The 25,903-nt window shown below is 72.4% G+C and carries 26 protein-coding genes; 13 read left to right on the forward strand and 13 right to left on the reverse strand.

What is annotated here, in order from left to right; translation table 11 throughout:
* Positions 1-757: 757 nt before the first annotated feature.
* Positions 758-1,678 carry an isopenicillin N synthase family dioxygenase gene (locus IE330_RS15775; RefSeq protein WP_190136640.1) on the reverse strand — a complete coding sequence of 307 codons (921 nt, stop codon included), beginning with the start codon at positions 1,676-1,678 and terminating at the stop codon, positions 758-760.
* 237 nt (positions 1,679-1,915) lie between these two features.
* Positions 1,916-2,209, reverse strand: coding sequence for a PLDc N-terminal domain-containing protein (locus tag IE330_RS15780; RefSeq protein WP_190136641.1), 294 nt, complete (start codon positions 2,207-2,209; stop codon positions 1,916-1,918).
* 88 nt (positions 2,210-2,297) lie between these two features.
* On the opposite strand from IE330_RS15780, the gene IE330_RS15785 reads away from it, so the two are divergent.
* Genes IE330_RS15785 through IE330_RS15795 form a run of 3 tightly spaced genes read left to right on the forward strand, consistent with a single transcriptional unit; the run spans position 2,298 to position 5,377 of the window.
* Positions 2,298-3,749, forward strand: coding sequence for a menaquinone biosynthesis decarboxylase (locus IE330_RS15785; protein ID WP_190136642.1), 1,452 nt, complete (start codon positions 2,298-2,300; stop codon positions 3,747-3,749).
* On the forward strand, positions 3,746-4,648 hold the full coding sequence (gene mqnP / locus IE330_RS15790; protein WP_190136643.1) for a menaquinone biosynthesis prenyltransferase MqnP: 903 nt from the start codon (positions 3,746-3,748) through the stop codon (positions 4,646-4,648). The genes IE330_RS15785 and mqnP overlap by 4 nt, the downstream gene beginning before the upstream one ends.
* Before the next feature lie 54 nt (positions 4,649-4,702).
* The gene (locus IE330_RS15795) at positions 4,703-5,377 is read left to right on the forward strand and encodes a UbiX family flavin prenyltransferase (protein ID WP_190136644.1); all 675 of its coding nucleotides are present in this window, start codon (positions 4,703-4,705) and stop codon (positions 5,375-5,377) included.
* Positions 5,378-5,396: 19 nt separating this feature from the next.
* Here the strand turns inward: IE330_RS15795 and IE330_RS39675 are convergent, their stop codons facing one another.
* The gene (locus tag IE330_RS39675) at positions 5,397-5,519 is read right to left on the reverse strand and encodes a hypothetical protein (protein ID WP_268257296.1); all 123 of its coding nucleotides are present in this window, start codon (positions 5,517-5,519) and stop codon (positions 5,397-5,399) included.
* A gap of 139 nt (positions 5,520-5,658) precedes the next feature.
* Here IE330_RS39675 and IE330_RS15800 point away from each other — a divergent pair, with 139 nt between their 5' ends.
* The 4 genes from IE330_RS15800 (at position 5,659) to IE330_RS15815 (ending at position 9,441) form a co-directional block, all read left to right on the forward strand.
* Entirely contained in the window at positions 5,659-6,114 is a 456-nt protein-coding gene (locus IE330_RS15800; RefSeq protein WP_190136645.1) for an Lrp/AsnC family transcriptional regulator, read from the forward strand.
* A 94-nt stretch (positions 6,115-6,208) separates the two neighbouring features.
* A complete protein-coding gene (gene mqnE / locus IE330_RS15805; RefSeq protein WP_190136646.1) occupies positions 6,209-7,372 on the forward strand; it encodes an aminofutalosine synthase MqnE in 1,164 nt (387 codons plus the stop codon).
* A 106-nt stretch (positions 7,373-7,478) separates the two neighbouring features.
* Positions 7,479-7,772: a DUF4229 domain-containing protein gene (locus IE330_RS15810; RefSeq protein ID WP_190136647.1), complete on the forward strand. Its 294-nt coding sequence runs from the start codon at positions 7,479-7,481 to the stop codon at positions 7,770-7,772.
* A gap of 340 nt (positions 7,773-8,112) precedes the next feature.
* Entirely contained in the window at positions 8,113-9,441 is a 1,329-nt protein-coding gene (locus tag IE330_RS15815; protein ID WP_190136648.1) for a dicarboxylate/amino acid:cation symporter, read from the forward strand.
* A 121-nt stretch (positions 9,442-9,562) separates the two neighbouring features.
* Here IE330_RS15815 and IE330_RS15820 read toward each other — a convergent pair whose 3' ends face one another.
* The 4 genes from IE330_RS15820 to IE330_RS15835 form a co-directional block, all read right to left on the reverse strand.
* A complete protein-coding gene (locus tag IE330_RS15820) occupies positions 9,563-10,012 on the reverse strand; it encodes a hypothetical protein (protein ID WP_190136649.1) in 450 nt (149 codons plus the stop codon).
* A complete protein-coding gene (locus IE330_RS15825; RefSeq protein ID WP_190136650.1) occupies positions 10,005-10,193 on the reverse strand; it encodes a hypothetical protein in 189 nt (62 codons plus the stop codon). Before IE330_RS15825 ends, IE330_RS15820 begins: the two co-directional genes overlap by 8 nt.
* Positions 10,190-10,657, reverse strand: a complete 468-nt coding sequence (locus IE330_RS15830; RefSeq protein ID WP_190136651.1) for a hypothetical protein — start codon at positions 10,655-10,657, stop codon at positions 10,190-10,192. The genes IE330_RS15825 and IE330_RS15830 overlap by 4 nt, the downstream gene beginning before the upstream one ends.
* A 308-nt stretch (positions 10,658-10,965) precedes the next feature.
* On the reverse strand, positions 10,966-12,204 hold the full coding sequence (locus IE330_RS15835) for a helix-turn-helix domain-containing protein (protein ID WP_229925676.1): 1,239 nt from the start codon (positions 12,202-12,204) through the stop codon (positions 10,966-10,968).
* Between the two features lie 683 nt (positions 12,205-12,887).
* Between IE330_RS15835 and IE330_RS15840 the strand changes: the two genes are divergently transcribed.
* The gene (locus IE330_RS15840; RefSeq protein WP_190136672.1) at positions 12,888-13,502 is read left to right on the forward strand and encodes a TetR/AcrR family transcriptional regulator; all 615 of its coding nucleotides are present in this window, start codon (positions 12,888-12,890) and stop codon (positions 13,500-13,502) included.
* Between the two features lie 178 nt (positions 13,503-13,680).
* The gene (locus tag IE330_RS15845; RefSeq protein ID WP_229925677.1) at positions 13,681-15,276 is read left to right on the forward strand and encodes an alpha/beta hydrolase; all 1,596 of its coding nucleotides are present in this window, start codon (positions 13,681-13,683) and stop codon (positions 15,274-15,276) included.
* A 15-nt stretch (positions 15,277-15,291) separates the two neighbouring features.
* Here IE330_RS15845 and IE330_RS15850 read toward each other — a convergent pair whose 3' ends face one another.
* On the reverse strand, positions 15,292-16,146 hold the full coding sequence (locus IE330_RS15850) for a helix-turn-helix domain-containing protein (protein WP_190136653.1): 855 nt from the start codon (positions 16,144-16,146) through the stop codon (positions 15,292-15,294).
* A gap of 315 nt (positions 16,147-16,461) precedes the next feature.
* On the opposite strand from IE330_RS15850, the gene IE330_RS15855 reads away from it, so the two are divergent.
* On the forward strand, positions 16,462-17,868 hold the full coding sequence (locus tag IE330_RS15855; protein WP_190136654.1) for an MFS transporter: 1,407 nt from the start codon (positions 16,462-16,464) through the stop codon (positions 17,866-17,868).
* Positions 17,869-17,915: 47 nt separating this feature from the next.
* Here IE330_RS15855 and IE330_RS15860 read toward each other — a convergent pair whose 3' ends face one another.
* Both IE330_RS15860 and IE330_RS15865 read right to left on the reverse strand, forming a co-directional pair.
* Positions 17,916-19,085, reverse strand: coding sequence for a lipase family protein (locus IE330_RS15860; RefSeq protein WP_190136655.1), 1,170 nt, complete (start codon positions 19,083-19,085; stop codon positions 17,916-17,918).
* A 155-nt stretch (positions 19,086-19,240) separates the two neighbouring features.
* Positions 19,241-20,266, reverse strand: a complete 1,026-nt coding sequence (locus IE330_RS15865) for an AraC family transcriptional regulator (protein WP_190136656.1) — start codon at positions 20,264-20,266, stop codon at positions 19,241-19,243.
* A gap of 177 nt (positions 20,267-20,443) precedes the next feature.
* Here IE330_RS15865 and IE330_RS15870 point away from each other — a divergent pair, with 177 nt between their 5' ends.
* On the forward strand, positions 20,444-22,210 hold the full coding sequence (locus tag IE330_RS15870) for an AMP-dependent synthetase/ligase (RefSeq protein WP_190136657.1): 1,767 nt from the start codon (positions 20,444-20,446) through the stop codon (positions 22,208-22,210).
* On the opposite strand, the gene IE330_RS15875 is transcribed toward IE330_RS15870, so the two are convergent.
* Positions 22,187-22,501 (reverse strand): AzlD domain-containing protein, encoded by a 315-nt coding sequence (locus tag IE330_RS15875; RefSeq protein ID WP_190136658.1) that lies wholly within the window; start codon positions 22,499-22,501, stop codon positions 22,187-22,189. The genes IE330_RS15870 and IE330_RS15875 overlap by 24 nt on opposite strands.
* On the reverse strand, positions 22,498-23,232 hold the full coding sequence (locus IE330_RS15880; protein ID WP_190136659.1) for an AzlC family ABC transporter permease: 735 nt from the start codon (positions 23,230-23,232) through the stop codon (positions 22,498-22,500). Before IE330_RS15880 ends, IE330_RS15875 begins: the two co-directional genes overlap by 4 nt.
* A 110-nt stretch (positions 23,233-23,342) precedes the next feature.
* On the opposite strand from IE330_RS15880, the gene IE330_RS15885 reads away from it, so the two are divergent.
* A complete protein-coding gene (locus IE330_RS15885) occupies positions 23,343-23,921 on the forward strand; it encodes an XRE family transcriptional regulator (protein ID WP_190136660.1) in 579 nt (192 codons plus the stop codon).
* Between the two features lie 477 nt (positions 23,922-24,398).
* Here the strand turns inward: IE330_RS15885 and IE330_RS15890 are convergent, their stop codons facing one another.
* A complete protein-coding gene (locus tag IE330_RS15890) occupies positions 24,399-24,602 on the reverse strand; it encodes a cold-shock protein (RefSeq protein ID WP_016645643.1) in 204 nt (67 codons plus the stop codon).
* Between the two features lie 399 nt (positions 24,603-25,001).
* Between IE330_RS15890 and IE330_RS15895 the strand changes: the two genes are divergently transcribed.
* Positions 25,002-25,814 carry a menaquinone biosynthetic enzyme MqnA/MqnD family protein gene (locus tag IE330_RS15895; RefSeq protein ID WP_268257295.1) on the forward strand — a complete coding sequence of 271 codons (813 nt, stop codon included), beginning with the start codon at positions 25,002-25,004 and terminating at the stop codon, positions 25,812-25,814.
* The last annotated feature ends 89 nt before the right edge of the window (positions 25,815-25,903 follow it).

Raw genomic sequence — 25,903 nt, forward strand, 5'->3', positions numbered from 1 at the left:
ACATGGAAAAGTCTTTACGTGGCAAAGGCGCGGAATGTATTCCGTATGGGCACCGGGAGACGCGGACGTTAACATTCCGAAAAACGCAGAGGCCCCGGGGAACCACCCCCGGGGCCTCCGGAAAGGGTCTGGACCCACCAAGGCTCAGACCGGACATCCAGTAAACACCATGAGCTGCGAAAAGGTCACACCGCGGCGGAAATAACCGGTCACCCACCCCTCGCGGGAGGGGTTTTCCGGCGCGGGGGCGGCTCGGTCGGGACGCCGGCCGAGACGGAACGTCTCCCCGCCCGTTTGTCCCCTTGGTCCGTTTCGTGACCGCGTACCGCTTCCTCGGCTTCGCAGCACCTCCACACCGGCCGACAATATCGAATAATGATCACCCGTAAGGTGCCGGAGATTGTTCAAGTGAGGCTTGCCTTGCTTGGCCGTTCGGTAGCGCATGTGTTCCAGGCCGGTGCCGTGCATTTCCCGTCGCGGGTGACTGTTCCGTCGCCCCGAAAACCTTTTGGCGGACGACTTGCGCCGTGAATCGAACCGGCCCGGACGGCGAATAACGGATTTCCGGTCAATGGGCCGGGCGCCGCTACTCCCGCGTAAGTCGACTAAGCCACAGCCCAACGGGTCGCCCGGGGCGCGGGGAGGGAGTTGAGGACTCTTCCGGCCGTGACTTTCCGCCATGCCAAGGCCTTTGGGAGGCGCGTGTGCGTCAACTCGGCGGCGCTCCGCGCGGCGTGCGCGCCGCCTGCCGTCCGCCTCAGCCGGACGCGATCGCGTCGAGCTGCGCCCGGAGATAGGTGTGCGAGTCCGTCCCCCGTACGTCCGTGCCAGGGTCGCACTCGTAGAAGTACACCAGGGACATCAGCTCCTCGGCGGGCGCGTCCGCCGGGGGCGGGAGCACGCGGTGGCGGCCCGCGCGCCAACGGCCGGCGCTCCAGCGCGCCATCAGGTCACCGATGTTGACCGTGAACGCCTCCGGGTCCCAGGGCGCGTCCCGCCAGCCGTCCTCGTCCGTGAACACCTGGAGCCCGCCGCGGCCCGCCTGCCGGTCGAGCACGGTGACCGTGCCGAAGTCGGTGTGCGCGCCGATGCGGAACTGGCCGGGCTCGGGCTCGCCGAGCGTGTCCCGACCCGGGTACCAGTTGACGTTGAAGCCCCAGGTGGGGTGGGCGGTGTGGCGGGTGAAGAAGTCCTTGGGCTCACCCAGCGCGGCGGCGAGCAGTTCGAGCAGCTCGTCGCAGAGCGCCCGCATCCGCGCCAGGTACGTCTCCACGGGCGCGCGCAGGCCGGGCGCCTCGGCGGGCCACACGTTGGGCGCGAACCACTCGGCGTCCACGGCCGGGTCGCCGGTGGGTTCCTCGGCGGCGAAGGACAGCGACTCCTTCAGGTCGGGCGGGGAGGCCGTGCCCTCCGCGTAGCTGTTGGCCTCGGCGCCCGGGCCGAGCCAGCCGCGGCCGCCGACCCGGGCGGCGTACGCCTCCTTGGCGGCGGGCGGCAGCCGGAAGAAGGCGCGGGCCTCCTCGCGGATCGTCGCGCGCGCCCCGGCCGGGACGCCGTGGCCGGTGACCAGGAGGAAGCCCGCGGTGCGGAGTCCTTCGTCGACGGTGGCGGCGATGCGGTGGCGGGCCTGGGGGCCGCCGGCGCGCCACGCGCGCAGGTCGACGGTGGGGATGGTCATGGGTCCATGGTGCCCGCGTGGGACGCCCCTGACCCGCCCCTTTCCCGTAACCAGGGACGCTGCGCCCCCTGGACCCCGGCCCGTCGCGCTCCGCGCTCGTCCTCAATCGCCGGACGGGCTGGAACACCCTCGGGGCGCGCGGACGACGGCGTGCGGGCCGCGAGGTCGGGGTCGGGCCGGGAGGTGGGGTGGTACGGGTGGGCGGGTGGGAAGGGGAAAGCGGAAGGGAAGCCCCGCTCAGGGCTCGTCCCGCTTGTCGTCCAGGTCCTTCTCCAGCCCCTTCAAGAACTCAGGGTTGTCATCCGGAGCCACCCACCCCCGGGAGGAGCGCGCCCCACCCGCGGGGCGGCGCTTCTTGCCGGTGACGAACCACGCGACCGGCCCGAGCAGCACCTCGCCGAAGAGCAGGACGATGATGACCCAGACCACCTTGGGCAGGTGGCGGACCTCCTTCTCCGGGGTGTTGAGCACATCGATGAAGGCGTAGATCCACACGGCCAGGACCAGCAGGAACGGCAGATACCTGAGCATGTGAGGGCGATCCTCCAGAAAGCGGAGTGCGGGCGCCGGGCGCCCCCGGTGACGGGGCCAGGGTAGCCGGTGACCGATACTGGGCCGCATGGCTTATGACGATCTCCGCTCTCTGCTGAGGGCACTGGAGCGCGAGGGCGATCTCAAGCGGATCAAGGCCGAGGTCGACCCGTACCTGGAGGTCGGCGAGATCGTCGACCGCGTGCAGAAGTCCGGCGGCCCGGCGCTCCTCTTCGAGAACGTCAAGGGCAGCGACATGCCCCTCGCGATGAACGTGTTCGGCACCGACCGGCGCCTCCTCAAGGCCCTCGGCCTGACGTCGTACGGCGAGATCGGCGAGAAGATCGGCGGCCTGCTGAAGCCGGAGCTGCCGCACGGGTTCGTCGGGGTGCGCGAGGCCTTCGGGAAGCTCGGCGCGATGGCGCACGTACCGCCGAAGAAGGTCAAGGACGCGCCGGTGCAGGAGACCGTGCTCACGGGCGACGACGTGGACCTGGACCGGCTGCCCGCGCTGTTCACCTGGCCCAAGGACGGCGGTTCCTTCTTCAACCTGGGCCTGACCCACACCAAGGACCCTGAGACCGGCGTCCGCAACCTCGGCCTCTACCGCCTCCAGCGCCACGACCGCCGCACCATCGGCATGCACTGGCAGATCCACAAGGACAGCCGCAACCACTACCAGGTGGCGGCGCGGCGGGGCGAGAGGCTGCCCGTCGCCATCGCCTTCGGCTGCCCGCCCGCCGTGACGTACGCCTCGACGGCGCCGCTCCCCGGTGACATCGACGAGTACCTCTTCGCGGGCTTCCTCCAGGGCAAGCGGATCGAGATGGTCGACTGCAAGACGGTGCCGCTCCAGGTGCCCGCGCAGGCCGAGGTCGTCATCGAGGGCTGGCTGGAGCCCGGCGAGATGCTGCCCGAGGGCCCCTTCGGCGACCACACCGGCTTCTACACGCCGCAGGAGCCGTTCCCCGCGCTGACGATCGACTGCGTGACGATGCGCAGGCGGCCGTTGCTCCAGTCCATCGTGGTCGGGCGGCCGCCGACGGAGGACGGCCCGCTGGGCCGTGCGACGGAGCGGTTCTTCCTGCCGCTGCTGAAGATCATCGTGCCGGACATCGTGGACTACCACCTGCCGGAGGCGGGCGGCTTCCACAACTGCGCGATCGTCGCGATCGACAAGAAGTACCCGAAGCACGCCCAGAAGGTCATGCACGCCGTCTGGGGCGCGCACATGATGTCGCTGACCAAGCTGATCGTGGTCGTGGACGCCGACTGCGACGTCCACGACCTGCACGAGGTCGCCTGGCGCGCGCTCGGCAACACCGACTACGCCCGCGACCTGACCGTCGTGGAGGGCCCGGTCGACCACCTGGACCACGCCTCGTACCAGCAGTTCTGGGGCGGCAAGGCGGGCATCGACGCGACGCGGAAGTGGCCCGAGGAGGGGTACACGCGCGACGGCGGCTGGCCGGACATGGTCGAGCCGGACCCGGACACGGCGGCCCTCGTGGACCGCCGCTGGAAGGAGTACGGCCTGTGACCTCCGCCTCCGCCGCGCTGCCGCAGCCGGGACGCACGCGGGCCTTCCTGCGGCTCGTCATGATCGAGCACTCGGTGTTCGCGCTGCCCTTCGCGTACATCGCCGCGCTGACCGCGATGTACGAGTGGGACGAGAACATCCACTGGGGGCGGCTGCTCCTGGTCACCGTCTGCATGGTGGGCCTGCGCACCTTCGCGATGGCCGCGAACCGCATCATCGACCGCGAGATCGACGCCCGTAACCCGCGCACCGCGCACCGCGAGCTGGTCACCGGCGCCGTCTCGGTGAGGTCCGCGTGGACCGGGGCGCTCGTCGCCGTCGCGGTCTTCCTCGGCTCGGCGGCCCTGCTCAACCCGCTGTGCCTGGCGCTCGCGCCGGTCGCGGTGGTGCCGATGGTGGTCTACCCGTACGGCAAGCGGTTCACGAACTTCCCGCAGGCGATCCTCGGCCTCGCCCAGGCGATCGGGCCCGTCGGCGCGTGGCTGGCGATCACCGGCGAGTGGTCCTGGACGGCGGTGATACTCGGCCTGGCCGTCGGCGTGTGGATCGGCGGCTTCGACCTGATCTACGCCTGCCAGGACGTGGAGACCGACCGGGAGATCGGCGTGCTCTCGGTGCCCGCGCGGTTCGGCGTCCCGGCCGCCATCTGGGGCGCGCGCGGCTGCCACCTGGTCACCACCGGGCTGTTCGTCTGGTACGCCCTGGCCACCGGCGCGGGCGCGTTCTTCTGGCTCGGCCTCGTGATCGTCGCCGGCGCCTTCCTGTACGAGCACTCGATCGTGCGGCCGCACGACCTGTCCCGCCTCAACCGCGCCTTCTTCCAGGTCAACGGCTTCATCGGCATCGCCCTGTTCGTCTGCGCGCTGCTCGACCTGCTGGTGCGCGGGCTCACGGTGTGAGGGTGCGGGACCTCCTGACCGGCCCGGCCACGCCGGATAGGTAGGCTGCACGGCGTGAACGCAGGAGATACGCAGCGTAAGCCTTGGATCGTGGGGGTGTCGGGGGCGTCCGGCACCCCGTACGCGGCCTCCGTCCTGCGGGCGCTGCTCGCGGCAGGGGAGAGCGTGGACCTCGTGGTGTCGCGGGCCTCGCGCCTGACGCTGCTCGACGAGACCGGGATCTCCTTCCGTGACGCGCACTGGCGCGCGGACCTGGAGGAGTGGCTGTCACGGGGCGCGGACGGCAAGCCGGGCACCTTCCGGGTGTCCGTGGACGACGTGCGGTACTGGGCCGCCGGCGACCTGGCGGCGGGGCCGTCCTCGGGGTCGTACGCGACCAAGGGGATGCTGATCGTGCCCGCGTCCACGGCGTCCGTGGCCGGGGTGGCGCTGGGCCTGTCGAAGGACCTGCTGCAGCGCGCGGCGAGCGTGACCCTCAAGGAGGGGCGGCGGCTCGTGGTGTGCGTGCGGGAGACGCCGCTGAACGGGACGACGCTGCGGCACCTGGTGAGCCTGGACGAGGCGGGCGCGATCGTGCTGCCCGCCTCTCCGGCGTTCTACGCGGGGGCGACGCACATCCAGGACCTGGTGGACTTCGTCGCCGGGCGGGTGCTCGACGCGGCGGAGGTGCCGCACCAGCTCTACCGCCGCTGGAAGGGGGAGCTGGGAAGCGGCTCCCGTGAGGGGTGAGCGCCGTGAACGGGCGCGGCTACCGCTTCTTGGCGGTGCGCTTCTTCGCCTTGCGGGTGGCGGCGGGCTGATGGACACGCGAGCGGTTGGCCAGGTCCTGCAGCTCGCGCATACGGGCGTAGGCCATCTCGATCGTGTACACGGGGAACACTCCTGAAGGATTCGAAGGATCGTCGTTGATCGGCTGAGCTTCCGGAAGATTTACAGGGTCAAGACCCTGTTGCGCCTTAGATTCTACACGTAGACTCGCGAAAACGCTAAATAATGAAAGGCTTCGACCTATGGATGCCGTGGACAGGCAGCTCATCCAGGCTCTGCGCGAGAACGGCCGTGCCTCCTACGCCGAGCTCGGGCGCCTCGTCGGTCTCTCCGGGCCCAGCGTCACCGACCGCATCAACCGCCTGGAGGCGGCCGGCGTCATCACCGGCTACCGCGCGACGGTGGACTCCCCCTCGCTCGGCCTCGGCGTGACCGCGCTCATCGGCATCTCCCTGTCCGACGCCGCCGACCACGAGGACGTGGCCCGGCGCCTGCGCGACCTGCACGAGATCGAGGACTGCTGGTTCATCGCGGGCGACGACTCGTACATGCTCAAGGTCCGCGCGACCGACGTCGACGGCCTGGAGAAGACCATCCGCCGCCTCAGCGGCACCAAGGGCGTCTCCCGCACGCGCACCACGATCGTGCTCTCCACCAAGTGGGAGAACCGGGTCGGGGAGCTCCCCGAGGAGGTGTAGGCGCCGGTCGCGGGGGGCGCCACCCGCTCCGGAGGCGGGGGAGTACGGTGGGTCGGGTCTGTCGCAGGTCGTCGGAGAAAACAGAGGTACGGCAATGGACGCAGGGCTCAAGCGCGACCTTGAGGAGAAGGTCCGCTCCGGTGAGCGGCTGTCCCGCGAGGACGGCATCGCCCTGTACGAGTCCGACGACCTGGCCTGGCTCGGCGGTCTCGCGCACGAGGTGCGCACCCGCAAGAACGGCGACGTGGTGCACTTCAACGTCAACCGGCACCTCAACATGACCAACGTGTGCACCGCGTCCTGCGCCTACTGCTCCTTCCAGCGCAAGCCGGGCGAGAAGGACGCGTACACGATGCGCATCGAGGAGGCGGTGAAGCTCGCCAAGGCCATGGAGGGCGAGAACCTCACCGAGCTGCACATCGTCAACGGCCTGCACCCGAACCTGCCGTGGCGCTACTACCCGCGCTCGCTGCGGGAGCTCAAGGCCGCGCTGCCGGACGTCTCCCTGAAGGCCTTCACCGCCACCGAGATCCACCACTTCGAGACCATCTCCGGCCTGTCCGCGTCGGAGATCCTCGACGAGCTGATCGACGCCGGCCTGGAGTCGCTGACCGGCGGCGGCGCCGAGATCTTCGACTGGGAGGTCCGGCAGCACATCGTGGACCACAAGACCCACTGGGAGGACTGGTCCCGCATCCACCGCCTCGCGCACGAGAAGGGTCTGAAGACCCCGTGCACGATGCTGTACGGCCACATCGAGGAGCCGCGCCACCGCGTCGACCACGTGCTGCGGCTGCGTGAGCTGCAGGACGAGACCGGCGGCTTCCAGGTCTTCATCCCGCTGCGCTACCAGCACGACTTCGTGGACATGCAGGACGGCAAGGTCCGCAACCGCCTCCAGGCCCGCACCAGGATGGCCTCCGGCATCGAGGCGCTGAAGACCTTCGCGGTCTCCCGGCTGCTGTTCGACAACGTGCCGCACGTCAAGGTCTTCTGGGTCATGCACGGCGTCGCGACCGCGCAGCTCGCGCTGCAGCACGGCGCGGACGACATGGACGGCTCGGTCGTCGAGTACAAGATCACGCACGACGCGGACAACTTCGGCACGCCGAACAAGCTGACCCGCGACGACCTCCTCGACCTCATCCGCGAGGCCGGGTTCCGCCCGGTGGAGCGCAACACCCGCTACGAGGTCATCCGCGAGTACCCCGGCCCCGACCGGGAGCTGCGCGAGTCGCCCCAGCCCATGCGGGTCTGACCCGCTTCCTGCACGGGCCCCGGTGCATGCTTCACTGGAGGGGCTCGTCCAGCTCGGGCTGATTCGGGATGCTCGGGCCTCTGTCGGAACGGAAGAGTGGATTGACATGCTCCGCTACACGCTGATGCGCCTCGGGATCTTCGCGGGTTGCTTCGTGGTCGTCTGGGGCCTGGTCTACTCCGGCGTCGTGCCGCGCGGCCTCGGCGGTTCCAACCTCCTGTGGGTGGCCCTGCTCGCCCTGGTCGTCTCCGCGCCCATCAGCTTCGTCGTCCTGCGCAAGGAGCGCGACCGGGCCTCGGCGAAGGTCGTCGCGAAGGTCGACGACGTCAAGGCCAGCCTGGAGCGCAACCGGGCCCAGGAGGACGCCGTCGACGACGCGGCGCGCACCGCGAAGTCGTAAGGTTCGTCACACGTAAGGAAACCCGGTACTGGAGCTTGCCGCTCCGGTACCGGGTTTTCGCTGTCTCTGGGAGCCTTGGGGCCGCCCTACCTCAAACAAGTCCTTTGATGTGCTCAAAGTTCAAGTGTTAACGTGTTCGACATGAAGACAGCAGCCGCGCACCGCACTGCCATGAGCACCCTGCTCGTGGCGCGCCTGCATGTCGATCTCTGCCGCTGCATGTCCGCGGCCTGTTGCCGCGTCTGAGACCGAACCCTCGAACAGACCCTTGCAGCGGTGCCCGCCGGCCCTTCGCGGTCGCCGCTCCCTCACGTCCCCCGTCATTACCCGGAGTGTGTCCGTGTCCGCGAATTCCGCGTCCCCCACCGACCAGAAGCCCGGCTTCCGGATACCGAGGTTCCTGAAGCTGCCGTTCTGGGCCCAGATCCTCGGCGGTCTGGTGCTCGGCGTCCTGCTCGGCTGGCTCGCCCGCAGCCAGGACATCGGCTGGCTCGTCACCACCCTGTCCAAGGTGGGCGACACCTTCGTCGGCCTGCTGAAGCTGGCCGTGGCGCCGCTGGTGTTCTTCGCCATCCTCATCTCGATCACGAACCTGCGGAAGGTCAACAACGCCGCGCGGCTGGCCACCCGCACGCTGCTGTGGTTCATGATCACGTCGCTGATCGCGGTCGCCATCGGCCTTGTCATCGGCCTGGTCACCAACCCCGGCGCGGGCACCGGCCTGACCCCCAAGGACGGCTCCAAGCCCGAGCACCAGGGCTCCTGGATCGACTTCCTGACCGGCATCATCCCCACGGACGTCATCACGCCCTTCACCGAGCTGAACGTCCTCCAGATCGTCTTCATGGCCGCCGTCGCCGGCGTGGCCGTCCTCAAGATCGGCGACGAGAAGGCCAAGCCGGTCCTGGACCTCAGCGAGGCCGTCCTCGCGCTGCTCCAGAAGGCCCTGTGGTGGGTCATCAAGCTCTCCCCGATCGGCACCATCGGCCTCATCGGCTTCGCCATCGCCGACTACGGCTGGAACCTGATCAGCAAGTACGCGACGTTCACCGCGGACATCTACGTCGGCTGCGCCCTGGTGCTCTTCGGCGTCTACCCGCTGCTGCTCGCCACGGTCGCCAAGGTCAACCCGGTCCAGTTCTTCAAGGGCGCCTGGCCCGCGATCCAGCTCGCCTTCGTCTCGCGCTCCTCGGTCGGCACGATGCCGCTCACGCAGAAGGTCACCGAGCGCCTCGGCGTGCCGAAGGAGTACACGTCCTTCGCGGTGCCGTTCGGCGCCACCACCAAGATGGACGGCTGCGCCGCGATCTACCCGGCCATCGCCGCGATCTTCGTCGCGCAGATCTTCGACGTGCCGATGGGCATCAAGGAGTACCTGCTCATCGCCTTCGTCTCGGTCGTCGGCTCCGCCGCGACGGCGGGCCTCACCGGCGCCACGGTCATGCTGACCCTGACCCTGTCCACCCTCGGCCTGCCCATGGAGGGCGTCGGCCTGCTCATGGCCATCGACCCCGTCGTGGACATGATGCGCACGGCCACGAACGTCGCCGGGCAGGCTCTGGTCCCGGTCGTCGTCGCCGCCCGCGAGGACATCCTCGACCGGAACGCGTACGAGTCGGCGTCGGCCTCCCCCCTCGACGAGCCGGACGCCCTGCCGGCCGCAGCCTGACACCTCCCTGACCCCGGCCTGCAACGAGCCCCACGCCGACACCGCGGCGTGGGGCTCGTGGGGTGGTGGGGCCCCGTATGCGCGGGCCTTCACGAACCCCGCCCACCTCGTCTGCTGACGCTCACCGCGAGCAAGCGCAGACGTGCACGTAGCTGAATACGAGGCCGCGCAGGCCCTGCCAGAGGATCGGGCGGACGGCTGCGCCGGGCAGGATGACGTCCCAGCACTCCACGCACCACGGGGGCGGCGCCCCAGCCTGCTGCTGCGCGTCGAGGTGCGCCTGCTGGAGGGCGCCCGCCTTCCCGCACGAGCCGCGCGGGCAGCGCCGGCATCTGACGCCGTGGTGGTACCAGTCGAGGTAGGTCTGCAGGGCCCGTATCCGGCGCTCGCAGCACGGCACGCAGGCGTGCGGGTGCCAGGGGGGTGGGCCGCCGAGGGGGATGCCCTCGCGCTCCTGGAGCTCGCGCTCGCACCAGACGCACGCGGTGCCGGACCGCTGCGACGCGGTGAAGGTGATGGGGGCGGGCGCGGCGTACAGCCTCAGCGCCTCCATCGTGGCCGACTCATGCACGCGCCTCGGCCCCTTCGTGACGGGTGGGCTCGTGGTCCAGCTCGTCGCCCGTCCGCGCGGCGTGCAGGCGGGTGGCCTCCGGGCAGTTGGCGAGGATGCCGAGGTGGATCAGGGGGCACGTGCCAAGGTGCTCGCGGTACGCGGGGAGGTCCAGGGACTCGTACTCGTCGACGGCCGTCATCGGCCCACCGTCCTGAGGGGGTCGGCCGTCGCCAGCAGCGCGCGCAGGTACCGCGGGTCGCACAGATGGCCGGGGGCCTGCGGCTCGACGATCCAGCGCATGAGCATGGAGACGTGCCCTGGGCGAGGCACGCCGAGCAAGGTGTTCGTGCTCAGCCGGTCCTCTTCCCCGTCCCACTGGGCGTCCACCGGGATCAGTACGTAGTACGGGCCTCCGGGACTTCGCAGGTCGCGGATCACCGGGCCCTCCACCCACGCGCGCAGCGCCGGAGCCACTGTCTGGGGCTCAACGCTGCGCACCGCGGTGTGCATGCGCTCGGCCGGGACGCGGACCGCGTCGAAGCGGCGGCCGAGCGGGACCAGGGCAGCGCCGCGTGTCTCCCACTCCGCCCACACTGCCTCGGGGTGGGGATCGGCCTCTGCCAGCCAAGCGGCGATCAACCTGCGTTCTGCCTGCGTCGTCATTGCACTACCTCCGGGCGTGGGTGGAGATGTGCCTCGAGACAAACCAGAAGACGCCGGCCTTCAGTGCGTGACAGGACGAGGTCGATGTCACCCTGGTGCTCGTCGAGCGCGTAGAGGGTGACCGGGACGCGGACTTCTCCGGTGCTGGGATCGCCTGTGAGGGGCTCGTCCCGGCGGGGCGAAGCGTGCAAGCGGACGGCTAGCGGCACGGTGTGCTCCCCTCGTCGGCTCTGATGAGGGCATCACCGTAGGGGCCCGGACAAGGGAAAAGGGGGACGGATTGTCCCCCTGTCCCGGACAGCCCCTCTTCAGGTGGCGGTGGCTACGCCTGCCGACACAGCGAGGCATCCCGCTTCTTTGCGCATCGCCCGGGGTGCCGAGCGCCACAGGTCTGCGGCGACTCCGCGCGCTGATGGGGTGTACGCGACGGTCTCTGTGCTGATCTTGACGGCCATCTGCATGACGTGCAGGGCGGCGGTGCGGTCGCCGCGTTGGAGGTGCCCGCGGGCGACCTCGACCCAGAGGCGGGCGCGCCGTTCCACTGACGGCATCGTGTCGGGATCGACCTCGTCGGCGAGTCCGATTGCCTTGCTGGACTTTCGCAGGTCGGTCGCGACGCTGATCTCGTGGAAGTCCACGTTGGCTCGGCCGAACACCGTGCTGGGGTGGACGTAACTCGTCGGCAGGCTCTTGGCGACTTGGTCTCCCTTGTCCCAGTACCGCCATGCGTCACCCTCCCGGCTCTCGCGAGCAGCGGTGACAGCAGCGTGCAGTTGCAGCGCACCGTAGACGCCGCGCCAGTCGTCCGGTGCTCCGTCGAGGTGAGGGCGGATGAAGTCTGCAGCCTCTGTGACAACTCGCAGCGCTTCCTCGGGGTAGCTCGTCTCGCGAAGGATGTTGCCCATATTCCATGCCGCCGCTGCCATCGCCGCCGGGTGATCAGCATCCTGCGCGGCGGCGAGCGCGCGATCTGCGACCACCCACGCGAGTTCCGCGGGTGCGATGTACGCGGTGGCCTGCCCCGTCAGCCGGTAGACGTCAGAGAGTGTTACGAGCGCGGCTCGCCGCTCGGCTCCGTCAAGGGCGCGCACCGCTGTCTCGGCGTCGCGGATCAGGTCGGGCAGCAGTGCGCAGACCTCGGTGCGGTTACGGACGGAGGTGTGCCAGAGGCGCCAGGTTTGGTCGACCCGGCCTTGGAGAAGCGCGGGGTCGGCGGGGGCCAAGGGCGTGGACGTGGGGTTGAGCGTCCGGTTCATCACGGCGGCCCAGATGGCAGGCAGCCCGGGATGGGAGAGGCGTCCGAGGGGTACCGCTTGCGCGGGGCCGTCGCTGCGCCCGGTGAGGACCGACAGGTCCGAGAGCTGGAGAGCAGCCGCCAGCCGCATCAGCAAAGTGTGGGAGTTCAGGTCGCGCTCGCCGCTCTCGATCTTCTTCAACCAGTCGGGGCCGCGCCCGCAGAGCTGCGCGAGACCGGGGCGTGTCATACCTCGGGACTCCCGTAGAAGGCGGATTCGTTCACCGAGGCTGAGATCGTCAGGGATGTCCACGCATGCCCCCTCGTAACGGTGCCGTTCAGGTCAGAGTACGACCGCCGTCAACGGGTGGACCCGGGCACGACGAAGCGGCCCCGCTCCCCTACAGGGCGCGGGACCGAAGTTACACACCGGAGGGGTAGAGGCTCGTGATCTCAGTCGGGGCCGGGTCGGGAACGCCGCCGAGCTTCTTGACCTGCTCGCCCCGCCGGGGACCACCCCCGCACGCGCGGGGACCACGGGACGTGACCTGGGCATTTGTTAGGCGGTCGGGGAGTTTTTGCTTACTTCTTGAGAAGTCGGCATTGCGGCCATGTGGAAGTATCCTACGCAATCTTGGGCATAGCGGATCGTGGCGGCTCAACTCCGCAGCCAGCAAGGCGTTGTGGCGGTACGCCTCGGTGGGCTTCGTTGACGCTACTCGATCGCGGTGGAGGCTCGCCTGGAGTTGGGGGTGTGCTGTCGGGCGGGTGCTGGGAAGTAGCTCCCGGCCTTGTTGACGGTGCTGCTCGTGCTGCGTGTGTGGCGGAGCCGGGTCGGTGGACGGCCGGGCGGGGGTGGGTAGTTCGGGGCGTCGGTCTTCGTGGCCGGCTGCGGGGACCGGCGCCGTAGGCTGATCTGTGGACGGTCGGGGCGAGGACGGGGCGGGTGGGGTGGGAGACGTGGGGGGCGAGGCGGTGAAGGTGCGGCGGAAGCGGATGCCGCGGGCCGAGCGGGAGCGGCAGATGCTCGACGCGGCGGTGCGGACCTTCGGGCAGCGGGGCTACCGGGCCGCGTCCATGGACGAGATCGCGGAGCTCGCGGGGGTGTCCAAGCCGCTGGTGTACCTGTACTTGAACAGCAAGGAAGAGCTGTTCACCGCCTGTATCCGCCGGGAGGCCGCCGCGCTGACGCGGGCCGTGCGCGGCGCCGTCGCGCCCGGTCCGGCCGACCGGCAGCTCTGGGACGGGCTGCGGGCGTTCTTCGAGCACACCGGGCGCCACCCCGACGCCTGGGCGGTGCTGCACAGCCAGGCGCGGACGGTCGGCGAGCCGTTCGCCGCCGAGGTGAACGCGCTGCGCGCCGAACTCGTCGCCTTCGTGACCGCGCTGCTCGCCGCGGCCGCGCGCGAGGCCCACCAGGACCCGTCGCTGCCCGACCGCGAGGTCGCGGGCCTCGCCCACGCCCTCGTCGGCGCCGCCGAGTCCCTGGCCGGGTGGGCCAACGCCGAACCGGACGTCTCCGCCCGCGAGGCCGCGGCCACGCTCATGAACTTCGCCTGGGCCGGGCTCGGGGACCTGATGGAGGGGCGGCGGTGGTCGCCGCCGTCGTGACCTGGGTGGACACCTCAGTTGGTCACGGAGTGTGAGCGTCGGTCCTCGGCTGAACGGGCGAGGGGCGGCGCGGGCGCCTAGCCTGGCCGGAGGGGGACCGGACGGGGAGCCGGGCGGGGAGGTGCCCGGAGAGACCCCGGGGAGCTCGAGGGGGAGACCGCACCTCTTGGAGGCCGCTGTGCGCACAACGGCGTTCGCGGGCGCCACCGCCCTCGCCCTGGCCCTCACGGCGCTGCCCGCCGCCACGACGGCCACGACCGCCCCGGCCGGGGACCCACCCCAGCAGCCGGACCTGCGGCGCTTCTACGAACAGAAGGTGAAGTGGGCCGCCTGCTCGTCGGAGAAGCAGAACCTCCCGGAGCCGGTCACCAAGGACAAGGACGTCCGCTGCGGCACGCTCACCGTCCCGCTCGACTACGCCCGCCCCGGACGCGGCACCGTCGACCTGGCCCTGCTGAAGGTGCGGGCGAGCGGCCCGAAGCGCGGTTCCCTCCTTGTGAACTTCGGCGGCCCTGGCGGGCCCGGCGTGGCCGGGCTCGCCGCCGACCTGAAGGGCTTCGGCGACCTCGGCAAGCGGTACGACGTGGTGGGCTTCGACCCGCGCGGCGTCGGCCTCAGCGACCCCGTGACCTGCGGCGGCGAGCCGGAGGAGCCGGACGGCGTCGACAGCGGGGAGGAGGCCGCGGCCGTCCTCGCGCGGCTGCGGAAGACGGCCGAGCGGTGCGTGAAGGAGTCCGGGCCCGTCCTGCCGCACATCGGCACCGTGAACGTGTCGCGCGACATGGACGTGCTGCGCGTGGCCCTGGGCGACAAGAAGCTCAACTACCTCGGCTTCTCGTACGGGACCCGGCTCGGTGCCGTGTACGCCGCGCAGTTCCCGAAGAAGGTCGGCCGCATGGTGCTCGACGGCGTGGACACGCTCACCGAGCCGGTCGCGGAGCAGGCCCTCGCGTCCGCCGAGGGCCAGCAGACGGCGCTCGACAACTTCCTGCTGTGGTGCACGAAGAACGCGGGGTGCGTGTTCGGCGACGACTCGCGCCGCGCCCGGCGGACCATGACGCAGGTCATAGAGGACCTGGACGCGATGCCGCTGCGCTCGATGGAGGGCGAGGAGTTCACCGGCCAGGACGTGGTGGGCGTCCTCGGCAGCGCCCTGTACAGCCGCCAGGCCTGGCCCGCCCTGTCGCAGGCGCTCGGCGCGCTGCTCGCCGACGGCGACCCGCGGGCGCTGATGCGGGTGGGCGGCGTCGGGGGCCAGGGCCGCCCGGAGGGCCGTGGGCACGCGGGGGAGTCCGGCGCACGGGCGCCCGGCCGCGCGGACGTGCCCGAGGACAACGAGACCGCCGCGCTCGCGGCCGTGAACTGCGCCGACGACCCCGACCGGCCCGGCGCGAAGCAGGTGGAGCGCGAGGTGGAGCGGCTCCAGGGCGAGTTCGAGGAGGCGTCGCCCGTCTTCGGCCGGCACAACCTGACGCTCGTCCTGATGTGCTTCGGCTGGCCCGCCGGTACGTCGTACATCCGCGACGACGTACGGGACGTCGACACGCCCCCGCTGCTGCTCGTCGGCACGCGGGGCGACCCGGCCACCCCGTACCGCTGGACGGAGGAGACCGCGCGGCGCCTCGGGTCGTCGGCCGTCGTGCTCGACAACAAGGGCGACGGGCACACCGGCTACTTCGGCTCCAAGTGCGTGAAGGCGAAGGTGGACGGCTTCCTGCTGTACAAGCAGATGCCCAAGGACGGGAGTTCGTGCGCCGCCGAGTGGAAGGAGTGACGGGGCCCGTCCGGTTCAGGCGACCTGGCGTGCCGTCGTCTCCAGGCGCAGCATCGCCTCCTCGTCCGTGCTGCCGGGCTCGGCCTGGTACGTGACCAGGCGCTGACCCCCGGTGCGGGCGAGCTGCATCACCTCGTAGGTGAGCGTCATCGTGCCCACCTTGGGGTGGGCGAAGGTCTTGACGCCGCCGCTGCGTTCGCACACCTCGTACCGGTCCCAGAGTCCGGCGAAGTCCGGGGACTTCAGCATCAGTTCGCCCACGAGCGCGGTCAGGCGCGGGGAGTCGGGGGTGCGGCCGCCGACCGCGCGCAGGTGTGCCAGGGAGCGGGCGACGGTCTCCTCCCAGGGGACGTACAGGGTGCGGCCGACGGGGTGCAGGAAGAGGTAGCGGGCGACGTTGCGCTCCTGCGCGGGCCAGTCCCACAGGCCCGGCATGAGCCGCCGTCCGGGGGTGTTCGCGGCGAGCATGTCGCTGTACGGACTGAGGACGTACGCGGGCAGCGGACGCAGCGCCTCCAGGACCCGCAGGACCGAGTCCCGCACGGTGAACTCCGTGGTGGGGTGCGGTTCCGTGAGCCGGCCCGAGGCCAGCTCGGCCAACTCGCGCAGGCGCTCGTGGGCATCAGGGCCGAGGCGCAGGGCGCGGGCCAGGGCGTCGAGCACGGCCGGTGACGGGTTGGTCTCGCGGCCGCGCTCCAGGCGCGTGTAGTAGTCGACGCTCACCCCGGCGAGGGTGGCCAGCTCCTCGCGGCGCAGGCCGGGCGTCCGGCGGATGCCGGCGCCGGCGGGGAGCCCGGCGTCCTCGGGCCGGATCTGGGCGCGGCGTGCCCGCAGATAGCGGCCGAGCTCGGTTCCGCCGTTCGTCTTCATGCGGCCCATTGTCCCTGGCCGGGGTGGTTTCTGGGGGGCCGTGTCAGGGCCAGGAACGGGGCGGCCTGCCGCCGGCTCGGCAGGGCGGGTTGGCTGGTGCCCATCGCCGGGGCAGGCGTGGCTTCCGCCGTTCCGCGGTCCGGTGCCCTGCCGCTCCGCGGCCTGGTGCTTTGCCGCTCCGCGGCCCGGTGCCCTGCCGCTCCGCGGCTGTGCTTCGCCGCTCCGCGGCGTTCTCCCACCCACCCACCCTTACTGCCCGCTCCGCGGTCCGGAACCCCGCCGCTCCGCGGCGACACCCCCCGAAAGGCCCCCACCATGTCCACAGCCACCCTCAGCCCCCCAGCCACCCTCCCCCAAGCCCCCGCCCGCCAGGGCCTCGCCCTGCTCGCCTCCCTCCTCGGCTTCACCGTCATCACCGTCGACGTGTCCGCCGTGAACATCGCCCTGCCGGACGTCCGGGCCTCGCTGCACGGGGGCATGACCGGGCTCCAGTGGGTCGTGGACGCGTACACGCTGACGTTCGCGGCGCTGATGATCTCCGCGGGGGCGCTCGCCGACCGGGCCGGGGCACGGCGGGCGTACGCCTGGGGCACCGGGCTGTTCACGCTCGCCTCGCTGGCGTGCGCCCTCGCCCCGGGCATCGGCGCGCTGGTCGCGGCCCGGGTCGGGCAGGGCGCGGCCGCGGCCGTCGTGATGCCCGCCTCGCTGGCGCTGATCCGGCAGGTGTACGACGACCCGCGGCGCCGGGCCCGCGCCATCGCGCTGTGGACGGTGGGCGGCTCGGTCGCGATGGCGGCGGGCCCGGTGCTCGGCGGGGTGCTGACCGAGGTGGCGGGCTGGCGCGCGGTGTTCCTGCTCAACCTGCCGCTGGGCGCGCTGATCCTGGCCCTGCTCACCCGCACCGCGCCCTCGCCGCGCCGCCCGGCGCCGCTGGACGTGCCGGGGCAGCTCACCGCCGTGCTCGGCCTCGGCGGACTGGCGTACGCCGTGATCGAGGGCGGGCACGCGGGCCTGACGAGCCCGCCGGTCCTTGCCGCCGCCGGGCTCGCGGTGGCCGCCGCGGTCGCGTTCCGCGCCGCCGAGCGGCGCCACCCCGCGCCGATGGTGCCGCTGCCCCTGCTGCGCCGGCGGGAGGTGGGTGTCTCCCTCGCGGTCGGCTTCGCGGTGAACGCGGGCTTCTACGGCGTGGTGTTCCTGCTCGGCCTGTACCTACAGCAGTTGCGCGGCATGTCGGCGGTGGCGGCGGGCCTGATGTTCGTGCCGCTCGCGGTGCTCATCACCTCGACGAACCTCGTCTCGCCCCGGTTCGCGGAGCGCGCCGGGCGCCGCCCGGTGATCGTGACGGGGCAGATCGTCCTGGCCGGGGCGATGTTCGCGCTGCTGCCGCTGGCGGCGGACACCCCGCTGTGGCTGGTGCTCGTGCTGCTCGTACCGACCGGCGTGGGCGGCGCGCTCGCCGTGCCCGCGCTGACGGCCCTGCTGATGGACGCGGTGCCCGGACACCGCGCGGGCACGGCGTCCGGGCTGCTCAACTCCCTGCGCCAGACGGGCGGGGCGCTGTCGGTGGCGCTGTTCGGGGCGCTCATCGGGGACGGCGAGGCGTTCTCGGTGAGCGGGATGCGACAGGGGTTGGTGACGGTGGGCGTGGTGCTCCTGGTGACGGCGGGTCTCTCGCTGTGGCGGCTGCCGAGGGGCGGCGGCCGCCGGGCGGACGAGCGCTGACCGCCCACCGCCCGGGTGCGCGACCGAGGTCCCGGCCGCGCCCCCCGCTAGCAGGTGCCCCGCACCGGCTTCCCCGCGAACCGGTCCGCCAGCCAGTGCGCGGCCAGCGGCGACTGCGTGATGACGCCGCTGACGTGCTCGCCGAGCGGGACGGTGTGCCACTCGACCGTCGCGCCCCGCGCGCACCAGTCGTCGCGGACCTGGCGGCCGACGCCGTACGGGATCAGCTCGTCGGCGAGGGCGTGGTAGAGGTACACCGGCGCGTCGGGGGCGCGGGTGCCGACCTGGGATGCGCGCAGGCGCTGTCGCCAGTCCGGTTGCTCCAGGGGGTTGGTGACCGTGACGTCCTCGATGCGCTTGAAGGCGCCGAGGGCCACGCCGTCCGCCACGCAGCTCTGCCGCAGCCGGTCGATGAGGGACGCGCCGACCGGGTTGAGGTACGACTCCAGGGCCAGCTCCGGGAAGGCCGCGTCCTGGCCGATCGCCGCCATGAAGATCAGGCCGGCGCCGACCGAGCCGTCGTTGAAGTCCGCCACCCTCATCAGGTCGCCGGGCACCCCGCCGGTCGCCGTGCCCTTCACCTTCAGCTCCGGGGCGTACGAGGCGTGCAGCTCGGCCGCCCAGGAGGAGGCCTGGCCGCCTTGCGAGTAGCCCATGATGCCGACCGGCGAGTCCTCGCCGAGCCCCGCCTCCGGCAGCCGGATCGCGGCGCGGGCCGCGTCCAGGACGGCGTGGCCCGCCGCACGGCCGACGGTGTACGTGTGGTCGCCGGGGGTGCCGAGACCCTCGTAGTCGGTGACGGCGACGGCCCAGCCGCGCTGGGTGAGCTGCTGGATCAGGTTGCCCTCCAGGGTGGTGCCGCGCGGGAACCCGGCGCTCGGCGCGCACCGGTCGCCGAGGCCCACCGTGCCGACGGCGTACGTGACCAGCGGGCGCGGGCCCCGGTGGCCGTCGCGCGGGACGATGACCGTGCCGGAGACGGTGTTCGGCGCGCCCCGCGCCGTGGTCGAGCGGTAGTGGATCTTCCAGGCCCTGGTGTCCGTGGGCTGGCCGGGCAGCGGGTGGAAGGCGCTCGGCTCGACGTGGACGAGGTCGCCGGGGGCGGACGCGCGGCCGGGGCCGCCGTCCGCGTGAGTCGGCGCCGCGGCGAGCGTCGCGGCCGCCAGGCCCGCGGCGATGGTCACGGCAAGCCGTCTGAGGGTCGTAGGTGCGCGCATGCGGCTCTCCCAACTGGGTGTGGGGGGTTCCCACCCTGCTCGGTGACGGGGTCGTGGGTCGTTCAGGCGTGTGAGGCCGAGACGGTCAGCGTGCAGGCGTGCAGGTGCCGACGACCGTAATGACGCGGGTGCGGCAAGAGACCTGACGCGAACGCTCAGCTTCGTTGACCCGGATCGCCATCGCGGGACGCGTACCGGTAGGCCCCGGGTGTGGTCCCGGTCCAGCGCCGGAACGCCCGGTGGAACGCCGTGTCCTCGGAGAAGCCGAGCCGCGCCGCGAGCTCCGCGATCGGCTCGCGGCCCCCGGCGAGCCCGGCGATGGCCGCGTCGCGCCGCACCGCGTCCTTCAGCTCCTGGTACGAGGTGGACTCCGCGGCGAGCCGGCGGCGCAGCGTGGCGGGGCTGAGGGCGAAGCGCGCCGCGGTCTCGCCGAGCGAGGGCAGCCGCGGGGAGGTGCGCAGGGCGGTGGCGAGGGCGCGCCGGACCTGTTCGGCGAGGGTGGTGCCGTAGTCGCGCCGGGACAGCAGGTCGAAGGGGGCGCGGCGGAGCATCGCCGCGAGCGCGTCCTCGTCGCGGACGAGCGGCGCGCGCAGCCAGTGCGGGGCGAGCCCGGCGCCGGTGTGCTCGGCGCCGAAGCGGACGGGGCAGCCGAAGAGCAGCTCGTACTCGTCCCGGTGCGGCGGCGGGGGGTGGGCGAACGCGGCCCAGCGCAGCGGGATGCGGCGGCCGATCAGCCAGTTGCAGAGCCGGTGCCAGATGATGACGAGGCACTCGGCGAGGAAGAAGTCCTGGTCGAGGTCGGTGCGCACGGTGAGGACGGCGGTGTGCTCGGTGCGCGTGAGGGCGAGGTCGGGCCCGCCGGGGAAGAGGCCGTAGAAGGTGACGCCGCGCTCCACGGCCGCGCCCAGGTCGCGGCAGTTGAGCGCGGCGTGGCACATCATCGCGAAGGTGCCGGGCCTGCTGGGCGCGGAGCCGAGGCCGAGGAACTCGTCCTGGGTGGCGCGGTACAGCTCCCGGAAGAGCCGGGCGAACTGCGGGGCGGTGACGCGGGCGCGGTCGTCGCCGAGCAGCAGCGGCGGGATCCGCGCGGCCTGGAGCAGCGGCACGGTGTCGACGCCGTGGCGTTCGGCGCCGCGCAGCACGGCCCGGACGTGGTGCACGGTGATCGTCCGCCTGGCCATGTCCATGACGTTAGCCGCCGGGGGGCGGCCCCAGAAGGGCCCGGTCGGGGCGTGCGCGGGGTTGGCCGATTCGCCGCGGGGCGCCCGGGCGGGGGGCGGGCGGTGAGCGCTCCGGTCAGCCGGGGTGACGTTCCGCGTCATGCCGTACGCGCGGACCGCGTCCCTAGCGTCGTGGGCATGACGCCTCCGCAGCCGCGACGCCCCCGTACGCTGTCCGTCCTCGCGGAGTGGGCGGCGGGCCGGCACGGGGAACTGCCGGCGCTGCGGTACCGGCGTGACGGCGGCTGGCACGACGTGTCGTACCGGGAGCTGCGGGACCGGGCGCGCGCCGTCGGCCGGGCGCTCCTCGCCCTCGGGGTGGTGCCCGGCGACCGGGTGGCGGTCCTGGCCGAGACGCGCCCGGAGTGGACGTACGCGCAGTTGGGCGCGCTCGCGGCGGGCGCGGTCGTCGTGCCGGTCTACCCCACGGCGGGCGAGGACGAGGTGACCTGGGTGCTCGGCGACTCGGGCGCCTCGGTGGTGCTGTGCGAGGACGCGGCGCGCGCGGCGGCGGTGGAGCGGCTGCGCGGGAAGCTGCCCGGGCTGCGGCGGACGGTGGTGATGACGGCCCCGGACGCGTACGCGGACGCCGCCGGGGTCCGGGACGACGACCTGCTGGCACGGGCCGGGGGGCGCGCGCCCGCGGACCCCGCGACCGTCATCTACACCTCCGGCACCACGGGCCCGCCCAAGGGCTGCGTGCTCACCCACGGCAACCTCGGCGCCGTGCAGGACGCCTCCCTGCCGCTCATCGAGGGCGGCCCGGGCGACGCGACGTACCTGTACCTGCCGCTGGCCCACCTCCTCGCGCAGCTCGTGCAGTGCACGACGCTCGTCCAGGGCGGCACGCTCGTGTACTTCGGCGGCCGGATCGAGGACGTCGTCGGCGAGCTCGCCGAGGCCCGGCCGACGCACCTGCCGTCCGTACCGCGCCTGTTCGAGAAGGTGTACGCGACGGTGCTCGCCCTCGCCGAGGCCGGGGAGGGCGGGCGCGAGCGGTTCGACGAGGCGGTCCGGCTCGGTGTCCTCGCCGCCGACGGGGCGCTGCCGCCCGGCCTGCGGGCGGCGTACGAGGCCGCCGACGAGGCGCTGTTCGGCCCGGTCAGGCAGGCGCTCGGGGGCCGGGTGCGCTGGGCCCTCACGGGCGGCGCGCCCATCGCCCCGCACGTCCTGGACTTCGTCAGGGCCTGCGGCGTCCCGCTCTTCGAGGGGTACGGGATGACGGAGTCCGGCGGCCTGATCAGCCTCAACCACCCGGGCGCGGTGAAGTACGGCACGGTGGGGCGGCCCGTGGCGGGCTGCGAGGTGCGCGTCGCGGACGACGGCGAGATCCTGGCGCGCGGCCCGATGGTCTTCCCCGGCTACCACGGCGACCCGGCCGCCACCCGGGACGCGCTCGACGCCGACGGCTGGCTGCGCACCGGCGACCTGGGGGCGCTCGACGAGGACGGCTATCTGACCGTCACCGGCCGCAAGAAGGACATCGTCATCACCTCGGGCGGCAAGAACCTGACGCCGTCCCTCACCGAGTTCGCCCTCCAGGCCTCGCGGTTCGTCTCCCGCGCGGTCCTGGTCGGCGACCGGCGGCCCTACCCGGTCGCGCTGCTCACCCTCGACGCGGAGCAGGTCAGGGGCTGGGCGGCGCGGGCCGGGGTCGCCCTGACCGAGCCCCTCGCGGCGGACCCGGCGGTCCGCGCCCTCGTCCAGGAGGCGGTGGACGAGGCGAACGCGCAGGTCTCCCGCCCGGCGCGGATCCGCGGCTTCGCGCTCCTCGACGAGGACTTCACGGTCGAGTCGGGCCTGCTGACGCCGAGCCTGAAGGTGCGCAGGCGCGCCGTCGTCGAGCAGTACGGGGCGGTGGTGGAGCGGCTGTACGGGGAGCTAGGGCAGCCCGGCGAGACGTAGCAGCGCGGTGGCGCCCGCCGCCCCGAGCACGATCACCGCGAAGGGCGCCCGCCGCCAGGCGAGGACCCCGCCGACGAGCACCCCGGCCGGGCGCGCCCAGCCGGCGAAGCCGTGGCCCTCGGTGAGGGTCCCGGTCGCGAGCAGCGCCACGAGCAGCACGGTCGCGCCGGTGGTCAGCAGGTCCTGGACCCGGGCGGGGACGGTGACGCGCCCGTGCAGGGCGGGCCCGACCAGGCGGAAGGCGTAGGTGCCCGCGGCGAGGGCGAGGACGCAGGCGAGCTGGGCGTTCACGCTCCACCTCCGGCGCGGCGGCGGACGGTGACGGCCAGGCCGAGCAGCGCGAGCAGCACCGGCACCCCGGCGGGCAGCAGCGGGGCCGCGGCCACGGCGATCACCGCGCCGAGGGCGGCGGCGCCCCGCGTGCTCGGCGCCGCGTCCCGCAGGACGGGCAGGACCAGGGCGACGAGCACGGCCGGGAAGGCGGCGTCCAGCCCGAACCGGGCGGTGTCCCCGAGGGCCGAGCCGGCCAGCGCCCCGGCCAGGACGCCCACGTTCCACGCGACGAACTCCCCGGCCCCGGTGATCCAGAACGCGGCCCTGCGGCGGGTGGCGTCGGGCTGGGCCAGGGCGAACGCCGTGGTCTCGTCGGTGATCAGGTGCGCGCCCACCAACCGCGCGGCCCAGGACCGGCCCAGGCTGTCCCCGACGGCCAGGCCGAACGCCGCCGTGCGGGTGTTGAGCAGCAGGCCCGTGGCCGCCGCGGCCACAGGGCCGCCGCCCGCGGTGAGCACGGCGACCGCGCTGAACTGGGCGGCGCCCGCGTACACGAGCACCGACATGACGACGGGGACCCAGAGGGGCAGGCCGCTCGCCACGGCGATCGCGCCGAAGGAGACGCCCACGGTGAGGTCGGCGACCCAGAGCAGGGCGATGTCCCGCAGGACGCCGGAGGGCAGGTCGGAGAGCCGGACGACCCCGTGCGTTCGCTCCACGGGTCCGTCCGTTCGCTGTATCGAACGCATGCGTCGTAGGATGGGTGGGGCGAGGCCTGTTCGTCAAGTCGAACGCTTGGTCCGCTATAACGAACACTGGTGGTGTGGGATGGCCCGTCCGGGGCCGGGGAGCGCATGACATGACAACCGAGAGGGCGGGCGGGGCCGCCGGAACGCCCCGCGAATGGATCGCCGCGGCCCTGCGGCGCGAGCGCACGCGCGCCGGGCTCTCCCTGTCCGAGCTGGCCAAGCGCGCGGGCATCGCCAAGTCGACGCTGTCCCAGTTGGAGGCGGCCACGGGGAACCCGGGCATCGAGACGGTGTGGGCGCTCGCGGTGGCGCTCGGCGTGCCGTTCAGCGCGCTCACCGAGACGCTGTCCGAGCCCCCGGTGACCGTGGTGCGCGCGGGCGAGGGCCCGGTCATGCACGCGGAGCGCTCCGCGTACGCGGGCAAGCTGCTGTCGGCGGGGCCGTCCGGGGTGCGCCGGGACATCTACCACGGCGCGATGGAGCCCGGGCCGGCGCGGGAGTCCGACCCGCACAACCCCGGGACGGTGGAGCATCTCGTGGTGAGCACGGGGCGGTTGCTCGCGGGGCCGCGGGGTGGGGCGGTGGAGCTCTTCCCCGGCGACTACATGTCGTACCGGGGGGACGTCCCCCATGCCTACGAGGCCCTGACCCCGGGGACGAGCTTCGTCCTGATCATGCAGCACGTGTGAGGGCCCTCGCGGGTGCGCCCCAACCCCGCCCCTTCCCGAAACCAGAGGCGCTGCGCCCCCTGGACCCCAGCCCCATCGCCGCTCCGCGCCTCGTCCTCAATCGCCGGACGGGCTGACATCCCCCGCGCCGCCGCCGTCGGGTGCGGGCACCCCCATCGGCGCTCCGCGCCTTGTCCTCAATCGCCGGACGGGCTGACATCCCTCGTCCCGCCGTCGTCGAGTCGCGCCGTGTCCTTGAGCTGGGCGGGGTGAGGTGCCCGGGGGTGCGGGCGGTCGACGGCGGCGTGGAAGTGGTTCCAGCCCGTCCGGCGTTTGAGGACGAGGCCGAAGGCCGAAAACCCCCGCCAAGGCGCCCCCGCCAGCCCAAGGCGCCCCCGCCAGAAAAAGGCAGGAGCCCCACCGCCAACAGGCACGGGGCTCCTTGGGTACTGCTATTCGTCCGGATCAAGCCGCCCTCACGGGCGGATCAGGCCGCCCTTACGCAGGGGTGACGTTCTCCGCCTGCGGGCCCTTCGGGCCCTGCGTGACGTCGAAGGTCACGGCCTGGTTCTCCTCGAGGGAGCGGAAACCGCTGGCGTTGATCGCGGAGTAGTGCACGAAGACGTCGGGGCCGCCGCCTTCCTGGGCGATGAAACCAAAGCCCTTTTCGGCGTTGAACCACTTCACGGTTCCGGTAGCCATAAGCCCTCCTTGGGCCAAAGGGTTGCCCTGCTCCAGAACCTGCGATTGTTGAAACAACTGCAAAAGTCTGAAAACGACGAGAGCCCGCGGGTCACATGCTCCGCAGGCTCTGTACTGCAAGGGAAACCAAACTGCAACTTGCGGCGAGCTTAGCACGCAGGCACCCGGAAGCAATAGGGATCAAGATCACGTCACCCGGAGGTTTGACCGCCCCCGAGGCGGGTTGACGCGACGCCCGACCGCGCCGTGCCGGACCCCGCACGGGCCCCGGCGCCCGCCCCGTACCGGACGAGGGCTAGCCTCCCTGATGTGGACAATTCTCCCGCTGACACCTCGGGCGGGGCGGGAGCCGACCGGCTCCCCAGCTCCCGCCGCACCGCACGGCCCCGCGTCGGCCACATCCAGTTCCTGAACTGCATGCCCCTCTACTGGGGCCTCGCGCGGACCGGCACCCTCCTCGACTTCGAGCTCACCAAGGACACCCCTGAGAAGCTCAGCGAGCAGTTGGTGCGCGGCGAACTCGACGTCGCGCCGGTCACCCTGGTCGAGTTCCTGCGCAACGCGGACGACCTGGTCGCCTTCCCGGACCTGGCCGTGGGCTGCGACGGCCCCGTCATGTCGTGCGTGATCGTCTCCCAGGTGCCCCTCGACCGCCTGGACGGGGCCCGGGTCGCGCTCGGCTCCACCTCGCGCACCTCCGTCCGCCTCGCGCAGCTCCTGCTGGCCGAGAAGATCGGCGTACGACCCGACTACTACACCTGCCCGCCCGACCTCGGCCTGATGATGCGCGAGGCCGACGCGGCCGTGCTCATCGGGGACGCGGCGCTGCGCGCGAACCTGCTCGACGCGCCCCGACTCGGCCTGGAGGTCCACGACCTCGGGCGGATGTGGAAGGAGTGGACGGGCCTGCCGTTCGTCTTCGCGGTGTGGGCGGCGCGGCGCGACTACCTCGCGCGCGAGCCCGAGGTGGTGCGCCAGGTGCACCAGGCGTTCCTGGCCTCGCGGGACCTGTCCCTGGAGGAGGTCACGAAGGTCGCCGAACAGGCCGCGCGCTGGGAGTCCTTCGACGCGGGCGTCCTGGAGGAGTACTTCACGACCCTGGACTTCCGCTTCGGCCCCGACCAGTTGAAGGGCGTCACGGAGTTCGCACGCCGGGTGGGACCCACGACGGGCTTCCCCGCGGACGTGCGCGTGGAACTGCTGAGTTCGTAGGCGTACGACGGTAAACGGTAAAGGGGGCGCAGCCGTGACGGGCCGGGCAAGGCGGCTGTCGCGGCCCTCGCGGAGGCGAATGCGCGGAA

This window comes from Streptomyces longispororuber (assembly GCF_014656095.1).
Lineage (GTDB): Bacteria > Actinomycetota > Actinomycetes > Streptomycetales > Streptomycetaceae > Streptomyces > Streptomyces longispororuber.

What these genes read in the sequence shown, in the direction of transcription:
- IE330_RS15775 (WP_190136640.1), bottom strand. Translation starts at nt 1,678, where the DNA reads ATGACCATCCCCACCGTCGACCTGCGCGCGTGGCGCGCCGGCGGCCCC.
- IE330_RS15780 (WP_190136641.1), bottom strand. Translation starts at nt 2,209, where the DNA reads ATGCTCAGGTATCTGCCGTTCCTGCTGGTCCTGGCCGTGTGGATCTAC.
- IE330_RS15785 (WP_190136642.1), top strand. Translation starts at nt 2,298, where the DNA reads ATGGCTTATGACGATCTCCGCTCTCTGCTGAGGGCACTGGAGCGCGAG.
- IE330_RS15800 (WP_190136645.1), top strand. Translation starts at nt 5,659, where the DNA reads ATGGATGCCGTGGACAGGCAGCTCATCCAGGCTCTGCGCGAGAACGGC.
- mqnE (WP_190136646.1), top strand. Translation starts at nt 6,209, where the DNA reads ATGGACGCAGGGCTCAAGCGCGACCTTGAGGAGAAGGTCCGCTCCGGT.
- IE330_RS15810 (WP_190136647.1), top strand. Translation starts at nt 7,479, where the DNA reads ATGCTCCGCTACACGCTGATGCGCCTCGGGATCTTCGCGGGTTGCTTC.
- IE330_RS15825 (WP_190136650.1), bottom strand. Translation starts at nt 10,193, where the DNA reads ATGACGGCCGTCGACGAGTACGAGTCCCTGGACCTCCCCGCGTACCGC.
- IE330_RS15830 (WP_190136651.1), bottom strand. Translation starts at nt 10,657, where the DNA reads ATGACGACGCAGGCAGAACGCAGGTTGATCGCCGCTTGGCTGGCAGAG.
- IE330_RS15840 (WP_190136672.1), top strand. Translation starts at nt 12,888, where the DNA reads ATGCCGCGGGCCGAGCGGGAGCGGCAGATGCTCGACGCGGCGGTGCGG.
- IE330_RS15850 (WP_190136653.1), bottom strand. Translation starts at nt 16,146, where the DNA reads ATGAAGACGAACGGCGGAACCGAGCTCGGCCGCTATCTGCGGGCACGC.
- IE330_RS15855 (WP_190136654.1), top strand. Translation starts at nt 16,462, where the DNA reads ATGTCCACAGCCACCCTCAGCCCCCCAGCCACCCTCCCCCAAGCCCCC.
- IE330_RS15860 (WP_190136655.1), bottom strand. Translation starts at nt 19,085, where the DNA reads ATGCGCGCACCTACGACCCTCAGACGGCTTGCCGTGACCATCGCCGCG.
- IE330_RS15865 (WP_190136656.1), bottom strand. Translation starts at nt 20,266, where the DNA reads ATGGCCAGGCGGACGATCACCGTGCACCACGTCCGGGCCGTGCTGCGC.
- IE330_RS15870 (WP_190136657.1), top strand. Translation starts at nt 20,444, where the DNA reads ATGACGCCTCCGCAGCCGCGACGCCCCCGTACGCTGTCCGTCCTCGCG.
- IE330_RS15880 (WP_190136659.1), bottom strand. Translation starts at nt 23,232, where the DNA reads ATGCGTTCGATACAGCGAACGGACGGACCCGTGGAGCGAACGCACGGG.
- IE330_RS15885 (WP_190136660.1), top strand. Translation starts at nt 23,343, where the DNA reads ATGACAACCGAGAGGGCGGGCGGGGCCGCCGGAACGCCCCGCGAATGG.
- IE330_RS15890 (WP_016645643.1), bottom strand. Translation starts at nt 24,602, where the DNA reads ATGGCTACCGGAACCGTGAAGTGGTTCAACGCCGAAAAGGGCTTTGGT.